This window comes from Corynebacterium phoceense (assembly GCF_900092335.1).
In the GTDB taxonomy this organism is placed as follows: domain Bacteria; phylum Actinomycetota; class Actinomycetes; order Mycobacteriales; family Mycobacteriaceae; genus Corynebacterium; species Corynebacterium phoceense.
In genome coordinates this window covers 890,204-908,145 of the sequence record NZ_LT596208.1, presented here as the reverse complement: position 1 = coordinate 908,145, position 17,942 = coordinate 890,204, and the positions used below count along the sequence as shown (strand labels likewise).

15 protein-coding genes, 1 tRNA gene and 1 pseudogene are annotated in these 17,942 nt (G+C 62.5%); 7 read left to right on the top strand and 10 right to left on the bottom strand.

What is annotated here, in order from left to right; translation table 11 throughout:
• Positions 1-198 precede the first annotated feature (198 nt).
• The 3 genes from BN9444_RS08370 (at position 199) to BN9444_RS08360 (ending at position 1,993) form a co-directional block, all read left to right on the top strand.
• Positions 199-1,365, top strand: a complete 1,167-nt coding sequence (locus BN9444_RS08370) for an alpha/beta hydrolase family protein (protein ID WP_066512230.1) — start codon at positions 199-201, stop codon at positions 1,363-1,365.
• Positions 1,366-1,440: 75 nt separating this feature from the next.
• Complete coding sequence (locus BN9444_RS08365; protein WP_066487997.1) at positions 1,441-1,854, top strand: YchJ family protein; 414 nt, start codon at positions 1,441-1,443, stop codon at positions 1,852-1,854.
• 65 nt (positions 1,855-1,919) lie between these two features.
• A tRNA-Pro gene (locus BN9444_RS08360) sits at positions 1,920-1,993 on the top strand.
• A gap of 222 nt (positions 1,994-2,215) precedes the next feature.
• On the opposite strand, the gene BN9444_RS13600 is transcribed toward BN9444_RS08360, so the two are convergent.
• Both BN9444_RS13600 and BN9444_RS13595 read right to left on the bottom strand, forming a co-directional pair.
• The gene (locus tag BN9444_RS13600; RefSeq protein ID WP_230384225.1) at positions 2,216-3,151 is read right to left on the bottom strand and encodes a hypothetical protein; all 936 of its coding nucleotides are present in this window, start codon (positions 3,149-3,151) and stop codon (positions 2,216-2,218) included.
• A 95-nt stretch (positions 3,152-3,246) separates the two neighbouring features.
• A pseudogene (locus BN9444_RS13595) lies at positions 3,247-4,473 on the bottom strand (IS3 family transposase).
• A 258-nt stretch (positions 4,474-4,731) separates the two neighbouring features.
• Between BN9444_RS13595 and BN9444_RS08350 the strand changes: the two are divergent.
• Positions 4,732-5,043, top strand: a complete 312-nt coding sequence (locus tag BN9444_RS08350) for an ArsR/SmtB family transcription factor (RefSeq protein ID WP_005323142.1) — start codon at positions 4,732-4,734, stop codon at positions 5,041-5,043.
• Positions 5,040-5,261, top strand: coding sequence for a hypothetical protein (locus BN9444_RS08345; protein ID WP_005323143.1), 222 nt, complete (start codon positions 5,040-5,042; stop codon positions 5,259-5,261). The genes BN9444_RS08350 and BN9444_RS08345 overlap by 4 nt, the downstream gene beginning before the upstream one ends.
• Before the next feature lie 670 nt (positions 5,262-5,931).
• Here BN9444_RS08345 and BN9444_RS08340 read toward each other — a convergent pair.
• The gene (locus BN9444_RS08340; protein WP_066489179.1) at positions 5,932-6,111 is read right to left on the bottom strand and encodes an antitoxin; all 180 of its coding nucleotides are present in this window, start codon (positions 6,109-6,111) and stop codon (positions 5,932-5,934) included.
• A gap of 219 nt (positions 6,112-6,330) precedes the next feature.
• Between BN9444_RS08340 and BN9444_RS08335 the strand changes: the two genes are divergently transcribed.
• Entirely contained in the window at positions 6,331-7,593 is a 1,263-nt protein-coding gene (locus tag BN9444_RS08335; protein ID WP_084759285.1) for a site-specific DNA-methyltransferase, read from the top strand.
• On the opposite strand, the gene BN9444_RS08330 is transcribed toward BN9444_RS08335, so the two are convergent.
• The 3 genes from BN9444_RS08330 to BN9444_RS08320 form a co-directional block, all read right to left on the bottom strand.
• The gene (locus tag BN9444_RS08330) at positions 7,590-8,504 is read right to left on the bottom strand and encodes a CE1 family esterase (RefSeq protein WP_233423565.1); all 915 of its coding nucleotides are present in this window, start codon (positions 8,502-8,504) and stop codon (positions 7,590-7,592) included. The two genes, BN9444_RS08335 and BN9444_RS08330, sit on opposite strands and share 4 nt — an antisense overlap.
• A gap of 137 nt (positions 8,505-8,641) precedes the next feature.
• Positions 8,642-10,414 carry an ABC transporter ATP-binding protein gene (locus BN9444_RS08325; protein ID WP_068801753.1) on the bottom strand — a complete coding sequence of 591 codons (1,773 nt, stop codon included), beginning with the start codon at positions 10,412-10,414 and terminating at the stop codon, positions 8,642-8,644.
• Positions 10,415-10,475: 61 nt separating this feature from the next.
• Positions 10,476-11,933: an ABC transporter transmembrane domain-containing protein gene (locus BN9444_RS08320; protein WP_068801752.1), complete on the bottom strand. Its 1,458-nt coding sequence runs from the start codon at positions 11,931-11,933 to the stop codon at positions 10,476-10,478.
• A 54-nt stretch (positions 11,934-11,987) separates the two neighbouring features.
• On the opposite strand from BN9444_RS08320, the gene BN9444_RS08315 reads away from it, so the two are divergent.
• On the top strand, positions 11,988-12,797 hold the full coding sequence (locus tag BN9444_RS08315) for a class I SAM-dependent methyltransferase (protein WP_068801751.1): 810 nt from the start codon (positions 11,988-11,990) through the stop codon (positions 12,795-12,797).
• A gap of 105 nt (positions 12,798-12,902) precedes the next feature.
• Here BN9444_RS08315 and BN9444_RS08310 read toward each other — a convergent pair whose 3' ends face one another.
• The 4 genes from BN9444_RS08310 to BN9444_RS08295 form a co-directional block, all read right to left on the bottom strand.
• On the bottom strand, positions 12,903-14,288 hold the full coding sequence (locus BN9444_RS08310) for an anaerobic C4-dicarboxylate transporter (RefSeq protein WP_066512842.1): 1,386 nt from the start codon (positions 14,286-14,288) through the stop codon (positions 12,903-12,905).
• 350 nt (positions 14,289-14,638) lie between these two features.
• Positions 14,639-16,246 (bottom strand): ribosome biogenesis GTPase Der, encoded by a 1,608-nt coding sequence (der, locus tag BN9444_RS08305; RefSeq protein ID WP_084759330.1) that lies wholly within the window; start codon positions 16,244-16,246, stop codon positions 14,639-14,641.
• 64 nt (positions 16,247-16,310) lie between these two features.
• Positions 16,311-17,006 carry a (d)CMP kinase gene (cmk, locus tag BN9444_RS08300; RefSeq protein WP_066489203.1) on the bottom strand — a complete coding sequence of 232 codons (696 nt, stop codon included), beginning with the start codon at positions 17,004-17,006 and terminating at the stop codon, positions 16,311-16,313.
• Positions 17,007-17,942 (bottom strand): pseudouridine synthase, encoded by a 936-nt coding sequence (locus tag BN9444_RS08295; RefSeq protein ID WP_066489252.1) that lies wholly within the window; start codon positions 17,940-17,942, stop codon positions 17,007-17,009.

Below are 17,942 nucleotides of genomic sequence, written 5' to 3'. Positions count from 1 at the left end.
CACCGCGCGGCCGCTGCGATCGCACGGGCGGCCCATTCACGGGAAAGATGAATTAGTATCTCTCCTACTCTAGCCGCCGCAGCCCACGGCTTGGGCGGAAGCATGGGGCGAGCGTGCTATGAGTTACATCTACGCGCACACTTCGTGTGCCGCACGCTCGCTCGCACGAGTTCGCTCGTGCCCGCTATTGTGGAATCCATGCAATCCGTGAATGTGACTGTCCCTTCGAGTGCCGGCACCGCGATGGCGGGAACCATCGACTTCCCTGATTCAGCGCCCAAGGCTTTCGCCATCTTCGCGCACTGCTTTGCAGGCTCGCGCCACACCCCGGGTGCGGCGCGCACAGCCAAGCAGCTCACCAACTTCGGCATCGCCACGCTGCGCTTCGACTTCCCGGGTCTCGGCCAGTCCGAGGGCAACTTCGCAGAGACGAGCTTTAGTCAAAATGTCGCGGATATCGTCGCGGCCGCCGAGTGGCTCACGGAGAACTACCGCGCCCCGCAGCTACTCATGGGTCACTCCCTCGGCGGCGCCGCATCCCTGGCCGCCGGCAGCAAGATCGACTCGCTACGTGCCATCGCCACGCTCGGCGCACCGTTTGACCCGGCACACTCGGTGCTTCACTATGCAGACAAGATCGGCGAAGTCGACGCCAACGGTGAAGTCGAGGTCACTCTCGGCGGCCGCGCGCTTACCATTTCCCGCCACTTCCTCGAGGACCTCGCAGATACCAACCCGGTGACCTACCTCTCGCGACTACGCAAGCCTCTCATGGTGCTGCACTCGCCCATCGACCAGACCGTGGGCATTGATAACGCGCAGAACATCTTCCTGTCCACGCGCTACCCCAAGTCCCTCGTGGCGCTCGATAAGGCGGACCACCTGCTCACCAAGCAAGACGCCGCCGCGCGCGCTGCCGATCTCATTGGCGGCTGGGCCGAGCAGTTCATCATCCCGGACAGCGAGCCCGAAGACGTCTCCCCGGACTCCGCCGTCACGCACACCGCGATCGGCACCAAGGTGGGCGTGGTCGTGCGTTCCAATAACCAGTCCGTCTTTGCAGACCGTTCGCGCAAGAACGGCGGCAAGGGCAAGGGCATCACAGCTGAGGGCCTGCTCATGTCCGCCATCGCCACAGGCACCCACCAGTCGCTCATCGACGCGGCCAAGGCAGCCAAGGTCGACAAGGCGATCGAAGATATCTCGGTGACGGTCACGCACGTGCACGACTCAACCTTCGAGCGCCGCATTGAGATCACCGGCGATATCAGCGAAGGACAGTGCGCCCAGCTGCGCTCCACTGCCCGTGGCGCCGGGATTGACACCCTCATTGGCCATACTCATATCGTCGACGTGGAGCCCTAAACCACTCCGCGTCCCCACGCCCCTGTCCCGCACCACATGTCGGCGCGCCGGGCAGGGGCGTCTACTATTTTCCTCATGGCTTCCACTCCCCTCGTCCTGCACCCGCTTGCCGATGCCGCCCGCTGCCCCTGCGGCACAGGCCTCACCTTCGGCGAGTGTTGCGGCAAGTACCACAAGGGCGCCGACGCCCCCACGGCTGAGACCCTCATGCGTTCACGCTTTAGCGCCTTCGTCACCGGCGACGAGGAGTACCTGTTACGCACGTGGGACCCGGACACGCGCCCTTATGATCTCCAGCTCAAGGAGACCACCATCCGCTTCTACCGCCTTGACGTCCTCGACACGGAGGGCGGCGGACTCCTTGACGACACCGGCGTCGTCGAGTTCGAGGCCTTCTACAAGGGCTCCGCCAAGGGCTCGCAGCGGGAGCGCTCGCGCTTTTTTAAGCGCGATGGCCAGTGGTTCTACTCCACCGGCGAGGTATCCTAGCGGCACTTTTGTGTCAGCGAACTGCCGTGGTGTAATCTAGACCAGTCGCTAACACCAGCGACGGACGGGCTATGGCGCAGTTTGGTAGCGCACTACACTGGGGGTGTAGGGGTCGCAGGTTCAAATCCTGTTAGCCCGACAGCACTAGACGACGGTTTTGCGAATCTAGCTTAAATCATTTGCGAAACCGTCTCCGACAGATAAACCCACCGCTTAGATGCGGTGGGTTTAGTCGTTTTCGCTCTGTTCCAGTCGTTGACTAATAAGGAACACAACATGGTTCGTCCCCTCTAAAACGACTTCTAGCCCGGAACCCTTTATCGGTTTTCCGAGCTAGATGGATAAAAGTATTCAGTTGGTCTTAAGCCGCCTCGCGCGCAGGCGGTGCGTTCGGGCTTGCCTTCTCGCGCGCCGGATCGCGCGGCGGTACAGGTTTACCAGAGTCAGGAGGCGGAGTCTTTTCATCCCGATCCACCCGGCCAAGAAAACGCCGAATCATAGATACATTGGCCGCGACCACATCAAGAGCTGTATAGAAGAAGGCCGCAGCAAAACCGCGTACAGGTCTTCTCGTATGGTCACCAATAGCAGCACCACCACGATTGTTCTTTACATAGTCGTTGCGGGTTTCAATCACATTGCGCCACGTGCCATACACCTTCTTCCATTCCGGTGTCTTAAAAGCAGGGCCAGTTTGGCGGTAGCGCATTCCCTCCTTATTCGGGATGGTTACCGAGACCTTATTGGTACAGCACTTTCCTTTTGCCTTGCGCGCGGTAGATAGATTTGGCCCGGAGATGGAGGGTAGTCCTCTGTCTCTCGCGTCCTGGCGCTGACTCTTTTCCACCAAGGGACATGCCAGTGTCTTTCCTTTACCTCGTCCCGGACACATAAACATCTGGCTCTCACCGGAGAGCTTCTTGCCTTTTCTCCGCATGGCAAAGGCGCGGCGCTCGTTGATCCGCTGGTTGTAGGTGGCCTCATCAACACGTCCGGCATAGAAGTCTTCGGTGGCTTCCACCAGAGGTTTCGGCATGGCAGGACAATACCAGTGGCCTTCAACTAACCCCATGGTTTCATAGGATCCGCGCTTTCCCAGCTGATTGGTTCTGTAGTCTCCCACCAGGGTATAGCCGAGTTTGCGCAGTGGTTCATGGAAGTCTTTGGTCTTAGCCACCGCGAAGTAAGCACGATCGCCCACCACTGTGCCCTTAGGTGTCTCAGGATCATCCGTTAAATGCCGCATGGCTTCCAACCCACGGATCGCAGGGTTGTGGCTGGGCCGGTCGAAGGCCATGCCCATAATCAGGTGTGGCTGTGCATATGGGCCTTGGTCGCGGATGACTCCGGCAACAAGTGTGGTGAAGCGTCCTGGGTTTAGTTCCGCTTCTTTTACGGCCCTGTGTTGATGGGCTGGGTGAGATAGTACTCGGTTTCTACTTCCTGTGGGGTAGCGTAGTCCAAAGCTTCATGAAGCCGCTTGGTGTTCCACCAATGCACCCACCGCAAGGTGGCCAATTCGACTTCTCCGACCGACGTCCACGGGCCCCGGGCATGAATCAGTTCAGCCTTGTAGAGACCATTGACTGTTTCGGCTAGAGCATTGTCATAAGAATCGCCGACTGTTCCCACACTCGGACGGATTCCGGATTCCGCTAGCGCAGTGGAATACTTCAGTGACACATACTGGCTGCCCCGATCACTATGGTGAATTAACTGGTTTCCATGGATTCGTCCTGCAGTCGTTAACGCATGCTCCAAAGCCTCCATGGGCAGCGCATCGGTACGCATCGTCGAGCGTGTAGCAACACCAACAATTTTTCGGCTGAATACATCCACGACAAACGCGGTATAGGCGAATCCTGACAGGGTGCGAACGTAAGTAATGTCGGCAACCCACAACCTGCCTGGTGCCTGCGCACGGAAGTTTCGGCACACAAGGTCCGGGCGATGATCCGGTGTCTTCGGGCTAATCGTTGTCACAGGGGTTCGCCCACGTCGGCGGCCGGAAACACCTGCTAGCTTCATCAGTCGTGCAGTCTTATCGCGGCCGATATGAAAGCCTTCACGGTTCATCGCGTGCCACATTTTGCGGATGCCGTAGACCGAGAAATTCTCCGCATGCACACGCTGTATCTCTGGGATAAGCAGGCTATCGCTTAAGGTCCTTGCGCTGGGAACACGAGTGGTCGCCTTGCGGTAGCCACGAGAGGTGATGAATCCACGATCTGCCTGTTTTAGAACTCTGCAGATGGGCCCGGGCCCCAAACTGATCTTTGTACGCGTCGATGTAGGAGATCATTTGGTCGTGGGTCGGTCGAGTTCCGCTGCGAAAAAGCCGAAGCTGTCTTAAGAATCCCGTTTGCTCGTTTTAGTTCGCGGTTTTCACGGCGCAGACGCCCCAAGCTCTTCTTCCATTGTCTCGCCGCCTGAAGCGTCAGAGTCATCACGTACTGAAGCGCTGTCACGGTACCAGGCCCGCAACGTGTGGTGAGATACTCCAAGGAGCTCACCGACCTCCGTGTAGGCGCGTTGGAGTGAGCAAGACTCCAGGCGGACCATTTCGATGATCTGATGGACCGCCTTCTCCTTGAACTCGACGGAATACTTTCTAGGCATAGTTCAATCCTTCCTTAGCTGAGGTAGGAACTAAACCCAGGACGCTTCACTGCTGGCTACGCTGTAAGCCATGAAGGAACCCAGCTGTGGTGTGTGCTGCGGCTGGGTTTCTTCTTGGGGAGGGTGAAGAGGGGACGTGATGGGACACCGGCCACGTCTTAAGTCGGGCAGCGTCTCCGCCAGACCCGGCAGAACTTGCACACCGCCGACTGTAAGCATATACTTACACCTGACATCGTTCGATTACGATACGGAGGGATGATGGACGCAGCACGGCTCGCTCAGATGCTCAGTGCTCTCGGAAGTGAGCCTCGGTTGCGAATTATCGCCTCCCTAGAGACGGATTCGACCCATGTCAGTGAGCTGGCCCGCCGACTCGGGATGTCTCGGCCACTGCTCTACCAGCACCTCAACCGCTTGGAAGCTGCTGGACTCATCGAGAGTGGCCTGGAACAGCTCGGAGAGAGCCGAGTGAGGAAGCACTACTGGGTCGCTCCGTTTCAGCTTGAAGTAACTCCAGACCACATTAGGCACCTGATTAATCAAGAACAGAAAAGGGAATCTTCGTGACACTTACCGCTACCGTATTTCTTGTCATCCTCGCCGCCGCACTACCACTCGCGATCTTCGTTGCTCTTACCGTCTGGGTGGTACGCACCGTCACCAGCGCACGACGCGAAACGGCGACGGCGATCGATGGTTCCAACCAACTCATCGTGGAGCACCTACGCAACATCACCGAGCGGTTGGATCGGATTGAGGCCCAACTCAGCGAGATCCCCGAGTAATCAGGCTCTTCCTTAAACAAGGGGCGCGGTGGTTTTGGCTCCGCGCTATGGGCTGTCACAGCGTATGCGCTAAGCGCGTCGCGTAGACCTCCAGCAACATAAACTTGCTTGTGACTTTGGCGGCGGGGTGTGTCTCCGGTCGTGGCGTTATCCTGTCCCTCTCGCGGATAGGGGCTAGGACTGGGGACGAACCACGTGGTGTGCCCCCACCTCCGACACCGCCCCGGCCCACCTGCCGACGGAACCGGGAACGGAAACCGACGGAAACCATAGCTGTGGTTCGGGTCGTTGCAGGTGGGTGGGTAGTTTCGCAAAAGACTCTAGACCGGAGCACAACAGCGTGCTCCGGTCATTGTCGTTTTAGCCTTCTGGCACACCACACGGCTTGGGGTTAAGGGACAGAGAAGGGCATCCGTGTATCGCACATTAGTCATACGGGAAATCCTCCAAGATTTCGTCCGCATGCCCTTCTCTGTCCCTTAACCCACGGCTTGCGGCCATAGAACCGGGACAGGCACTCAATGAAGCGCCCGCTCTGTCCAACACAGAGCGCGGGCTTTGTCGACCACGCGTTGTGCGCAACGAGCTGTCGTTTCACACAAACGAAAAGCGCCAGCTCTCCTCATTATTGGTGGAGAGCCGGCGCTGTCGCGGAAGAGCGTGTGAGGGCTTACTCGCCCTGCTTGCCGATGTGCTCGTCGGCCTTGTCGCGCGCGGAGTTAATCTGGTCAGCCTTGTCCTCACCGAGCTTGCCCGTCGCGAACTCGGCGCCCTTGTCGAGGGCCTGGTCAGAAATCTGCTCGCCCTTGTCGGAGTTCAGTGCGTCCTTGGCCTTGTCGAAGATGCCCATGATAAAAATCCTTTCGTTGCTAAATTATTTACGCCCACCATCGCAGCGGGTGTGATACCCACCGTAGCGACGCCACCCAGGCCTCGCCACCTAAAGATGAGAAAACCTTAGGATTGCCAGCCTCCGTACAGGGTCCTCTACGAGCTGCGGCAGAACATTACGGCGAGGTCACGCGTGGCAGAGCCCACTCATATGCGCTAGTGACTATCCTTAAAGCCCATGTCATCCTCCTTCTTCGGGCTGGTATGGCCCGGCAAGGACGAGGCCGTGGCCGCAGCAACACGCCCCACCTCAACGCGCCTGCGCCAGCGCACGAGCACCACAAGCCCGCATCACTTCTATGCGGGCGATAACCTCGACGTCCTCAAGCATCTGCGCGACGCGCCACAGGCTGGGGGCGGCGGCATCGACGTCATCTACATCGACCCGCCGTACAACACGGGACGCGACTTCATCTATCGGGATAACTACCGCAGCCGCCGCGAATTCCGCGCCGCGGACCATGGCCGTTGGCATGCGGAGTGGCTGTCCATGATGTACCCGCGTCTCGTGCTCGCGCGCGAGCTGCTCAAGGACTCAGGGTTCATCTGTATCTCCATCGGCGAGGACGAGGTGGCCAACCTGCGCAAGGTCGCCGACGAAATCTTCGGCGAGGAATGCTTCGCCGGCCAACTCATCTGGAAGAAGGCCGGTACCGGCAAGAATGACTCGCGCTACGCCGTCGTCGAGCACGAATACATCCTCGTCTACGCCAAGTCCCTCGATAACCCTGGCTTCAATCTCGATTTAGGCGCCGCGAAATCCACGCGTTATAACCATGAAGACGAACGTGGGCGGTACTCGCTCGTGCGCCTCGACTCGAAGACGCTGGGCTACCTGCCCACCCTCGACTTCCCCATTGCAGGCCCGGACGGCAGAGAGTACTGGCCGGACCAGCCCGCGGGTCGCAACAAGGTAGCGCGCTGGCGCTGGGGTCGCGACAAGGTCGCCGAGCGCCACGATGACTTGGTCTTCCGCCGCGGCTTCGTCTACACGAAGAACTATGAGAGCCGCGGCGCCCGTCCGCGTTCCATTCTTGACGGCGAGCGCTTTGGAGTGACCCGCACCGGCCGACGCGACGTCGAAGAAGCGTTGGGCGTGCGCGGCATCTTCGATTTCCCGAAGCCGGTGCGTCTCGTCCAGCACCTCATCGCGTTGTGCGGGCCTTCCGATGCCACCGTGCTCGACTTCTTCGCCGGCTCCGGCACGACCGCCCAAGCGGTTTTCGAGCTCAATGCCGCCGACGGCGGGACCCGCAGCGTCCAGCTCGTCCAGATCCCACAGCCCACGGAGAAAGACTCCGCCGCATTCCGAGCAGGCTACGAGGACCTCGCAGCACTCTGTCTTGCGCGCTTCGAGGCGGCGGCAGTGGCCGCGGGCGCGTCCGTCACCGTCTGGGCTGTCGAGCCCACCGAGCCCACCGTAGACACGACGCGCTTCTAGAGCTTATTCGCCGAGTCCTCAGTGCCGGTCGCGCGGCCGGGGATGGCGAAGAAGTCGAGGACGGCATCGGTAGCAAAGCCTTCCGGCAGGACGTGCGACTTATCGTAGGAACCGCCAGGCCAGACGTGATTGCCGCCGCCAATGCGGATGTGCACCAGCGGCGCGCGGCAGCCTTTCCACTGCATGAGCAACGAGTTCGAAGCTAGGCGCGACGTGGAGATCTGGTCGCTGCATTGGTTGCGCTTCTGGTCCATCGCGAGGACCTCCATGACCGGGTTGTATGTCGCACCGTGACGGGTTCCGCCAAAGTAGGACACGATCGGGTCGTCGGTGCCGTGGAGATCAAGGCGCCCCACAGGTAGGGGCTCGCCGTAGTGCTCGTTTTCGCTCTCCGCGGCCGACTTACAGCCATCGTGAATCTTCGAGTAATACGCGGCCGAGACGCTGGCGACGGCGTGGAAATACTCCGGCATCTGGCACGCGAGATAGGCCGCAAAACCGCCCCCGTTCGACATGCCCACGGCGTAGATGCGTTCGTCGTCGACTGCGTACGTTGCGCGCAGCGAGTCCACGATCTGCTGGACGAACGCGACATCTTCCGCGCCGCTCGTCTTCGCATAGGGAGCCGGCGCCCATGCCTTATCCGTTCCCTGTGCGTACGCAACGATGGCTTCGGAGGAATCAAACCGGGTGTACGCCTCCATCTGGGAGGCCGTTTCGCCCCAGCCGTGGAAACTTAAGACCACGGGCCAGGCACGCGACGGATCGTAGTTCTCCGGAACGTGGAGGATAAACGTTCGACCCGACGGCAGGTTGATAGTCTTCGACTCCCCCGGCTCCGGTCCCGCCAACGGCGAGGAGGCGGGGATGCCGAGGCTGGGCTCCCATTGCGTCGCCCCCGTGGTCGTCACGGCGGTGGGATCGGTGAGTCCTTCATCCGAACCATCCCCAACGCCGCATCCCGCCAACAGACCACAAGCAGCGAGAACGCTCAGCGCCGCGCCCGCGTGTGTCCGTGTGCGCGAGCTCCCGGATGTCCTGCTCATAATCACGAAGAGCTCGTCCGTCCTTTCTGCCAAGCCTGCCATAGTTCGTGGTATCGACCGTTCAACGCTACCAGCTCTGCATGTGTGCCCCGCTCACTCACCCGTCCGTCTTCCATGACGAGGATCTGATCCGCCTGCGAGGCTTGGTCAAGCCGGTGCGCCACGACGAGCGCCGTGCGCCCGCGCGTGACCTCATCCGCGGCTTCTTCCAACGCACCCGCGCCCACGGAACCGGCCTCCGCCGTCGCCTCGTCCATGACGATGACGCGCGGGTCGAGCAGCAAAATACGCGCCAGCGCCAACTGCTGTGCCTCTACAGGTTCGAGCTGGATGCCTTGCGCGCCAACCTCGGTATCGAGTCCATCGACGAGGTGCTCCACCCAGTCCGCCCGCACCCGACGCAGCGCGTCGCGCATGTCCTCATCGGTGGCATCCGGCCGCGCCAGCTGAAGATCCTCGCGCAACGTTCCGGAGAAGACGTGCACGTCTTGCGAGATCATTGCCAAACGAGCGACGCGTTCGGTATCCGAAAGGTGCGAGACCTCCACGCCGTCGACGGTCACCGTGCCTTCATCGGGGACGCGCAGGCCCGCGAGGAGCGCCGCAACGGTGGTCTTTCCCGCGCCGGACGCGCCAACGAGAGCCACCATTTCGCCCGGGTGGAGATGAATGGAGATATCGTCCACGGCCCAGCCCTCGCCGTAGCTGAAGGAGACGTGATCCATGCACACCTCGCCCACCTTGCTCGGCGCACCCGCGGGCGGCGTGGGCTGTGGCGGGTCCATGACCACGCCCACGATGCGCGCGAGCGACGCGTAGCCCGACTGAATGGTGTCCAGCACACGCATGAGTCCCATGAGAGGGCCGCGCAGACGGATGAGCATGAGCATCGCCGCCGTGACAGCGCCCACCGTCATGGCACCCGTGCGTACCGTCCAGAAGCCAACGAGCAGGCCCGTGGTCACCATGACGAATTCCACGGTGGTGAGCCACGACTGCAGCACCATGAGCGTGCGCCGGGCGCTAAAGCCGTAATCGACGACGTCCTGGCTGGCTGCGCGGATATTTTCGTGCGTGCGTTCCTCCAGTCCGAAGGCACGCACAGTCGCCCGTCCGCGGATGGCCTCGAGAACCCGCCGGGCGCGATCGGCCATGGCGGCGCGCTGCGCAGCGTACCGGCCCGGCGCGACGCGCAGGTAGCGCTGTGCCGCAAAGTAGTAGATGGGTGCGGCCGCGACAACCACGAGGAGGAACTGCCAGTCGAGCGAGACGAGCGCCACCGCCGTCGTGATGATGGCGAAGACCGAGCTAGAGAGCACGGGCACCGTCTCCGTCACCGCGGCCGAAAGCTCCGCCACGTCATCCGTGGAGCGCGAGACGAGGTCGCCGGTGCCGGCTTCCTCGACGCGATGCGTGGGCAGGCCCAGAGCCGTACCCACCATGTCTTCGCGCAGGTTGGCGATCACGCGCTCCGTGATACGGGAGAGCAGATAGAATCCTCCCGCAGACAGCGCCGCGCCCAACAAGGCGCAGACGGCAAGGCTCACGCCGAGGGCGAGAAGGTTCGCGCCGCCGCCAGCGATGACGGCATCTACGATCCGCCCCAGCAGAATAGGAATAAAGATAGTGGCCACCGAGCCACCCGCCAGCAACGCGACCGCCGCGGCGAACTGGCCCTTGGCGCTGGGGACCTGCGCAACATGGCAGCCCACAACGCGACGGACGTNCGACCGCCGCGGCGAACTGGCCCTTGGCGCTGGGGACCTGCGCAACATGGCGGCCCACAACGCGACGGACGTCCGGCCACGCGGCAGTAGGGAAACTCAAGGCCATGGGCTATGCCTCCGCTTCCTGCACATCGGCGGTGACGTCCACAGCGACGGCCTGCCACGCGGGCGCCGAGGTGTAGATGACCGTCGTCTGCCCGGCGCGATGGGCGGCCACGCGCTCGGCAATGATGGCTTCCGTCACGGAGTCCACGGCGGTGGTGGGGTCTTGCAGGATGAGGATGGGGGCATCGGCAGCAATGGCTCGGGCCAACGCCACGCGCTGGCGCTGGCCGCCCGAAAGGTTGCCGCCGTTCTCGCCCACCTCACGCTCCGGCCCGCCGGGGATATCGTCCGCAGCAGCGACCCACAGTGCCTCGCGCGCCTTCTCTGGGTCTTCGTGCACGTTGGACAACACGCTGCCCTCGAACAGGTCCGACTGGTGTGGCGCCACGACGGCCGTCCCGTGCGGCAGGTACTCCAGGCCTTCCGGCGCAGGTGCGTCTACGACCGTGACGCCGCGCGGCAACGCGGGAAGTTCCACCTCTGGATGCTCTGCGAATCCCGCGCCGAGCACCGCTCGGATGCGCTTGCCCGAGGCCTGCGCATTGGCCCATCGCGAGGCGATGTTCTTCCCCAACATCGTCATCGGCGTGATGATGAACTGGGTCAGACCCACCACAGAGATGAGTTCGCCGATCGTGATGGAGCCCTTCAGCGCGAGGCTGCCCGCCGCCAGCGCCACGAGCACGACGTAGACGGCGCCCACGGTTTCCGTCGTCGCGTTGAGCTTCGCCCGGGCGCCGTCTGCGGCGACCGTCTTCGTATAGGCAGCATCGGAGACCGCCGCGTAGCGCGAGCGCACCGTGTCGATGGCGCCGAGGCCTTTCAGAATGCGCAGGCCTTGTACCACGTCCGTCGCCGTGGCCGCGGCCTTGGCGAGCGCCGCCTGCCGCGCACCCGAGCGATGCCGCAAAGGCTTCGCAGCGCGCAGAGAGATGAGCACCACGATAGGCCCGCCCACGAGCACGGCGAGGCCTAAAGGGAGATTGACCACGGAGACCATCGTCGCAACAAAGATAATCGAGGTCACCTCAGCAACTGGGAAGACCGTCATGAATACCGCATCCCCCACGCGCTGCGCATCTGTTGACGCGATAGCAAGCAGCTCCCCCGCCGTGCGCCGCGGACCCGCCATCCCGCGCGGATCCTGGATGCGATCCGTGACAGCCATGCGCAGAACGTGGCCCACTTCGAGCATCGCGAGCGAGAAGAGGTTGCGTGCCCACCAGTTCGCCAGGCCGTTGATGAGAAAAGACGCGGCAAGGGCCATAAGCCAGAGCCCCAGGTGGCCCAGCGAACCCCGTGCGATGGCGTCATCGATCGCGCGCCCCACGAGCACCGGCGTTAAACCATTAGTGACGAAGCCGAGCGACATGAGCACGGCGGCCGACATCGTGCGGCGCTTGCGCAGCAGAACCGTCTTGATGAGCCACCGCTTGTCATCGGGCGCGGGGAGAGAACTCATAACGAACAAGTCTAATAGACCGCCCGCCACGCGCCCGGCTAGATTGTGTACACGATGTCTTTTGATTCACTCCACCCTGCCCCGGAGAACTTCCCCAGCTACCGCAAGCCCTCGGAGAAGTCTGCGCCGAAGTTCCGCACTACCGCGCACCGTCAGGCCTCCGCTCGTGCCTTCGCCAGCGGCGCGGATGAGTATGCCGACGTGCGTCCCGTCTACCCCGCCGAGGTCGCCGCACTTATCGCTGATGCTGGTCGCGTCCTCGACGTCGGCGCCGGCACGGGAAAGCTCACGGCGACGCTCACCAATCCCGAGGTGCTCGCCTGCGATCCCTCGCCCGATATGTGCAGGGTCCTGCGCGCCGGGCTGGGGCTTCCCGTCTGGCGGGCCACTGCTGAAGCCACCGCGCTTTCCGATGCCGCCCTAGACGCCGTCGCTTGTGCCCAGACGTGGCATTGGGTCGATGTTGCCCGCGCCAGCGCCGAGTTTGACCGCATCCTGCGTCCAGGCGGGCGCGTAGTGCTTGCATGGAACACCCTCGACGTGCACTCCGACCCGTGGGTCCTGCGTCTGGCCCGCATCATGCACTCCGGAGATATTCAGAAAGAAGGCTTCTACCCCGCCATCGACGACCCGTGGGTGCTCGCGGAGGAACGCCGTCTGCGTTGGTCCATGCCGCTTACCCCGGAGCAGCTGCACCGACTCATGCACACGCGCTCCTACTGGCTGCGCAACGGCGAGGAGGTTCACGAGCGCATGACGCACAACCTCAATTGGTATCTCTTCGAGCACATGGGCTTCAAGCCCGGGCAGCAGCTCGAGATTCCCTATCGCACGGACGCTTTCGCCTATACGCGGGCGTCCTAGGCAGCGCACAGCACGTCTCAATCGCCTCGCGCTTCGCGCCGGGCCCGTGGGATAGCGAACGCCGCGCGGCACCGACGTGCGCGCGGCGTATCAATGCCAGCTAACTTAGAGGATGACGGTAGCAAGCAAGGAACCGACCACGCAGGACGTGAGCACCGAGATGAAGCCCGGGATGATGAACGAGTGGTTGATGACGAACCTGCCGATGTGCGTGGTTCCTGTGCGGTCGAAGCCGATGCAGGCGAGGTCTGATGGGTAGGTCGGCAGGATGAAGTAGCCGTAGGCCGCACCGTAGAAGCCGACGATGACGGCGGGGTCGATGCCCAGCGACAGACCGATAGGCGCGATGGCTACGAGGGCCGCGGCCTGGGAGTTGACCAGCTTGGAGACGATGAGCAGCGCGATGGCGTAGGCCCAGGGAGCCGACTGCACGATGCCGCCCAGGGCGCTTTCCAGTGCATCGATGTGCGTCTCGAAGAAGGTATCCGCCATCCAGGCAACGCCGAAGACGGAGAACACGGCGGTCATACCGGCCTTGAAGACCGGAGTCGTGGCGATCTTCGTGTTGTCGACCTTGCAGAAGATGAGGATGATAGCGCCAGCGACAAGCATAACCATCTGGATGACCAGGTTCATGGACAGCTTCTCCAGCTCGCCATCCTCGCCCGGGAAGGACGGGCGCAGGACGTCGAAGGCGCCGAGGATGACGACGAGGGCGATGGCGGTGAGGAAGACGGCGACGGAGCGCTTCGCCGATGCCGGGAAGACTTCACCGAGCAGCGAGTGGCCCGCAGACTGCACGGACTGTGCGAACTCAGGGTCCTTCATCTTCTCCTGGAAGGTCTCGTCCTTGTCGAGGTCCTTGCCACGACGCAGCGACCACAGCGCGGCAAGGATAACGCCGCTGAGCGAGGCGGGGATGGCGACCATAAGGATTTGCGGGATGGAGTACGAGACGCCGGTGACGCCCGCATTCTCCGCAATGATGGACGCGAGGGACACCGTAGCGACGGACACCGGAGACGCGGTGATACCCATTTGGGCCGAGGTCGAGGACACGGCCATCGGACGCTCCGGACGAATGCCCTTCTTCAGCGCGATGTCCTCGATGATCGGGAACATGGTGTAGACAACGTGGCCGGTACCGCAGAGCACGGTGAGGAACCACGTGGTGAGCGGGGCGAGAATGGTGATGCGCTCGGGGTGAGCGCGCAAGATTTTCTCGGCGAATTGCATCATCACCTCTAGACCTCTGGCCTGTTGCAGCGTGGCCGCGCAACCGATAACCGCGATGATGGTGAGCATGACCGATACCGGGGGCTCGCCTGGCTTGAGGCCAAAGACGAAGACCATGATGACGAGGCCAATACCGGAAATGAGACCGAGCCCCAGGCCACCGTAGCGCGTGCCAAGTAGCAGCGCGGAGAGGATGACAATAATTTGGAGAACGATCGCGAGACCCGAGGTCGGGTCAAGGATGGAGGCAAGCATGACGCGCCCTTCCGAACTCATTGAAGGTTCTGAGAATGAAACTGTGTACTTGCTTCATCTTATGCGACCGGACATAACCAGACATAAGTAAACACAGGCGGGAAAAGTCACACCGGAAGGATTCCGGATTGAGAGGCTGCATGAACTATAATGGCAGCATAACGCACATACTGCTATTCAGGCGCTGCACTGGGGCCAACACCACATTTCGGACATTTCGTAGGCCAATACCCTACCAACGAGCGCCGGTTGTTATACCCAGTATGCGCCGCACCAAAGACGAATAATCCCCCTCACTCCACCGCCCAGTGACGGCACAGTGAGGAGGATTCGTTACCCCGCCCTAGAAGCTAGCGCTTGCGCTTATCGCGACGCTCGCGAACGCGGACGGCGATGCGCACCGGCGAGCCGTGGAAGCCGAAGCGCTCACGGAACTTGCGCTCCAAGTAGCGACGGTAGCCAGCGTCAAGGAAGCCCGTGGTAAACAGCACGATAGTTGGCGGCTGCGTGCCCGCCTGCGTAGCGAAAAGCACGCGCGGCAGACGGTTGTTCTTCATCGGCGGCGGATTCGCAGCGATGGCCTCGCGCAGCCATGTGTTGAGCTGGCCGGTGGACACGCGCTGGTCCCAGGACTCGAGGGCCGCGAGCATGGCCGGCTCCAGTTTCTGGAGGGCGCGGCCGGTCTCTGCTGAGATATTCACGCGGGTGACCCACGGCAGGTGCGTGAGTTGCTCGTCGATTTCGCGGTCCAGGTAGTAGCGGCGGTCCTCGTCAACGAGGTCCCACTTGTTGAACGCGATGACGAGCGCCTTGCCGGCCTCGAGCACCATGTTGAGGACGCGCTGGTCCTGCTCCGAGATTTCCTGCGAGGCGTCGATGAGCATGACGCAGACCTCGGCGGCGTCGATGACGCCGCGGGTGCGCAGGGACGCGTAGTACTCGTGGCCCTGGGCGTTCTTGACCTTCTTGCGCAGGCCTGCCGTGTCAATGAACTTCCACAGCTTCTGGTCGAGCTGAACGAGCGAGTCAACAGGGTCGACGGTGGTGCCCGCCGCGTTATCGACGACGGAGCGCTCCTCGCCGGTGAACTTGTTGAGCAGTGAGGACTTGCCCACGTTCGGCTTACCCACGAGCGCTACGCGACGCGGACCCGAGGTGATGGACGGGTGGCGCGGCTGGTCCGGGAAGAGACGCAGAATCTCGTCGAGGACGTCAGCGCCGCCGCGACCGTGCTGTGCGGACACCGGCCACGGATCGCCAAGCCCCAGCGCGTAGAACTCCGCCATGTCCGCATACATATTGTCCGAGTCGAACTTATTGGACACGAGGATGACGGGAACCTGGGACTTCTGCAACTTCTTCGCCATGACAGAGTCAGTCTCCGTGATGCCCACGCGGGTGTCGACGACGAAGACGATGACGTCAGCGGTCTCCATGGCGGCCTCAGCCTGGCGCGCGATGGCAGCATGGATGCCCTTGACGTTGGGGTCCCATCCGCCGGTGTCCTGGACAAGGAAACGGCGGCCGTTCCACTCGGCGACGTAGGAAATACGGTCGCGGGTAACACCCGGATGGTCCTCGACGACGGCCTCGCGGCGCCCGAGGAAACGGTTGACAAGCGAGGACTTGCCCACATTAGGGCGACCCACGACGGCCACGGTGCAAAGGTTCTCCTCGACGTGACCGTCAGCATTGACGCCATACGCGGCCTCGATCTCGGCCCATTCCTCATCCGTGAGGTCGTCCTCGTAGTCTTCGCCATAGTCGGCCTCGCCGAATTCAGACTCGTCAAAGTCCTCGGCGTCGAAGTCTTCATCGAAGTCATCATCGTCGACCCCCTCGTAGCCGTCGACGACTGCGACTTCCTTCGCGTCCTCGTCGAGGTCGAAGTCGAACTCCGAGACATCGAAGTCGGACGATGCCCACTTCTGGCTCGAGGAGACGGTTTCTTCTTCCATCTTGCCCTGTGGGTAGTGGAACTCGGTCTCGAATTCCTCCGGCTGGCCGCCGGTGTTGGTGTTCTTAGCCACGCGCGGACTCCTTAATGATGGCGGTGAGACGCTGCAGGACCTCCTGCAGCGTGAGCTCGGACGTGTCGACCACGACGGCGTCCTCGGCCGGGCGCAGCGGCGACGTGGCGCGGGAAGAATCCGCGGCGTCACGGCGCTCGACGTCGGCGAGCACGGTGTCGAAGTCAGAGGGAATGCCTGCGGCGACGTTTTGGTCGTAGCGACGCTGCGCACGGACCTGCGCCGAGGCGGTCAGGAAGATCTTCACGGGGGCATCGGCAAGCACCACGGTGCCAATGTCGCGGCCCTCGACGATGGCGCGATGCGCCTGGGCTGCCAGCTTACGCTGCAGGTCGACCAGGTTCTGGCGGACCTCCGGGATGGCGGAGACGGCCGAAACGTTGCGGGTCACCTCGTCTTCGCGGATGACCTTGGAGACGTCCTCACCGGCGAGCAGTACCTGCTTGGAATCCGGATCATCGGAAACCTCGAGCGGCAGGTCTGCGGTCGCGGCAATAACGGCCTGCGTATCGGCGGGGTCCAGGCCCGCGCGCAGGACGGCAAGCGTCGCGACACGGTACATGGCGCCGGTGTCGACGTACTTGGCATCAAGCTCCTTGGCCAGTTGGCGGCACGTGGAGGATTTGCCGGTGCCAGACGGGCCGTCGACGGCCACGATGAGTCCATTGTTAGGCATATTGTTCAGCATTTACATCTCCACCGCGTTGTACAGGCTGGTCAGTTCGTTCGAGTTGAGCGCGCGGAATGCACCCGGGGTGAGCTCGCCAAGCTGCACCGTGTGCAGCTTGGTGCGCACGAGGCGCTGGACCGGGTAGCCGGCCTCCTTGAGCATGCGACGCACAATGTGCTTGCGGCCTTCGTGCAGCTCGACGCGCACGAGGGAGTAGCCGCCGTTCTTATCCACAATCTGCGCGAAGTCGGCCTTGGCCAGGCCGTCATCGAGCTCGATGCCGTCCTTGAGCTGCTTGACCAACTTGTTGCCCCCCTCACCGAGCACCGTGGCGAGGTAGGTCTTCTTAATGCCGTACTTCGGGTGCATGAGGCGATTGGCAAGCTCGCCGTCGTTGGTGAGCAGGAGCAGACCCTCAGTGTCCGCGTCAAGGCGGCCCACGTGGAACAAACGCTGGCCCGCCGCCACGCGGTCAGAGACCAAGTCGCCCACGCACGGGCGGCCCATGTCGTCATGCATGGTCGACTGCATCCCGCGCGGCTTGTTGAGAATGAAGTACTGCATGTTCTCATTGACGTTGATGCGCACGCCATCAACTCGAATAACGTCGACATTCGGGTTGACGCGCACGCCCTGCTGCATGATGATCTTTCCGTTGACCTCGACGCGACCGGCGTCGATGAGGATCTCGGCGTGGCGGCGCGAAGCGACGCCAGCCTTGGCGAGCACTTTCTGGAGGCGCTCCCCCTTTCCATTGTTCGCGGCGCCTTGGGCGTCACCGTCGACCAACCAGTCGGCGCCGAGTTCCCGCGCGACGGAGTCAGCGGTGGAGTTCTTGGTGCGGTCAGATTTTTTCACGTGCTGGCGGCGGGCCGGCTTGGCATTCGAGACCAGCATGTCGCTGGCTCGCTGCTTCTTGTCCGGTGTGCCGTCGCGGCGAGCGGGTGGGGTCAC

Excerpts from the sequence above, each read along its gene's own strand:
- BN9444_RS08370 (WP_066512230.1), top strand. The coding sequence starts at position 199 with ATGCAATCCGTGAATGTGACTGTCCCTTCGAGTGCCGGCACCGCGATG.
- BN9444_RS08365 (WP_066487997.1), top strand. The coding sequence starts at position 1,441 with ATGGCTTCCACTCCCCTCGTCCTGCACCCGCTTGCCGATGCCGCCCGC.
- BN9444_RS13600 (WP_230384225.1), bottom strand. The coding sequence starts at position 3,151 with ATGGCCTTCGACCGGCCCAGCCACAACCCTGCGATCCGTGGGTTGGAA.
- BN9444_RS08350 (WP_005323142.1), top strand. The coding sequence starts at position 4,732 with ATGATGGACGCAGCACGGCTCGCTCAGATGCTCAGTGCTCTCGGAAGT.
- BN9444_RS08340 (WP_066489179.1), bottom strand. The coding sequence starts at position 6,111 with ATGGGCATCTTCGACAAGGCCAAGGACGCACTGAACTCCGACAAGGGC.
- BN9444_RS08335 (WP_084759285.1), top strand. The coding sequence starts at position 6,331 with ATGTCATCCTCCTTCTTCGGGCTGGTATGGCCCGGCAAGGACGAGGCC.
- BN9444_RS08320 (WP_068801752.1), bottom strand. The coding sequence starts at position 11,933 with ATGAGTTCTCTCCCCGCGCCCGATGACAAGCGGTGGCTCATCAAGACG.
- BN9444_RS08315 (WP_068801751.1), top strand. The coding sequence starts at position 11,988 with ATGTCTTTTGATTCACTCCACCCTGCCCCGGAGAACTTCCCCAGCTAC.
- BN9444_RS08310 (WP_066512842.1), bottom strand. The coding sequence starts at position 14,288 with ATGCTTGCCTCCATCCTTGACCCGACCTCGGGTCTCGCGATCGTTCTC.
- der (WP_084759330.1), bottom strand. The coding sequence starts at position 16,246 with ATGGAAGAAGAAACCGTCTCCTCGAGCCAGAAGTGGGCATCGTCCGAC.
- cmk (WP_066489203.1), bottom strand. The coding sequence starts at position 17,006 with ATGCTGAACAATATGCCTAACAATGGACTCATCGTGGCCGTCGACGGC.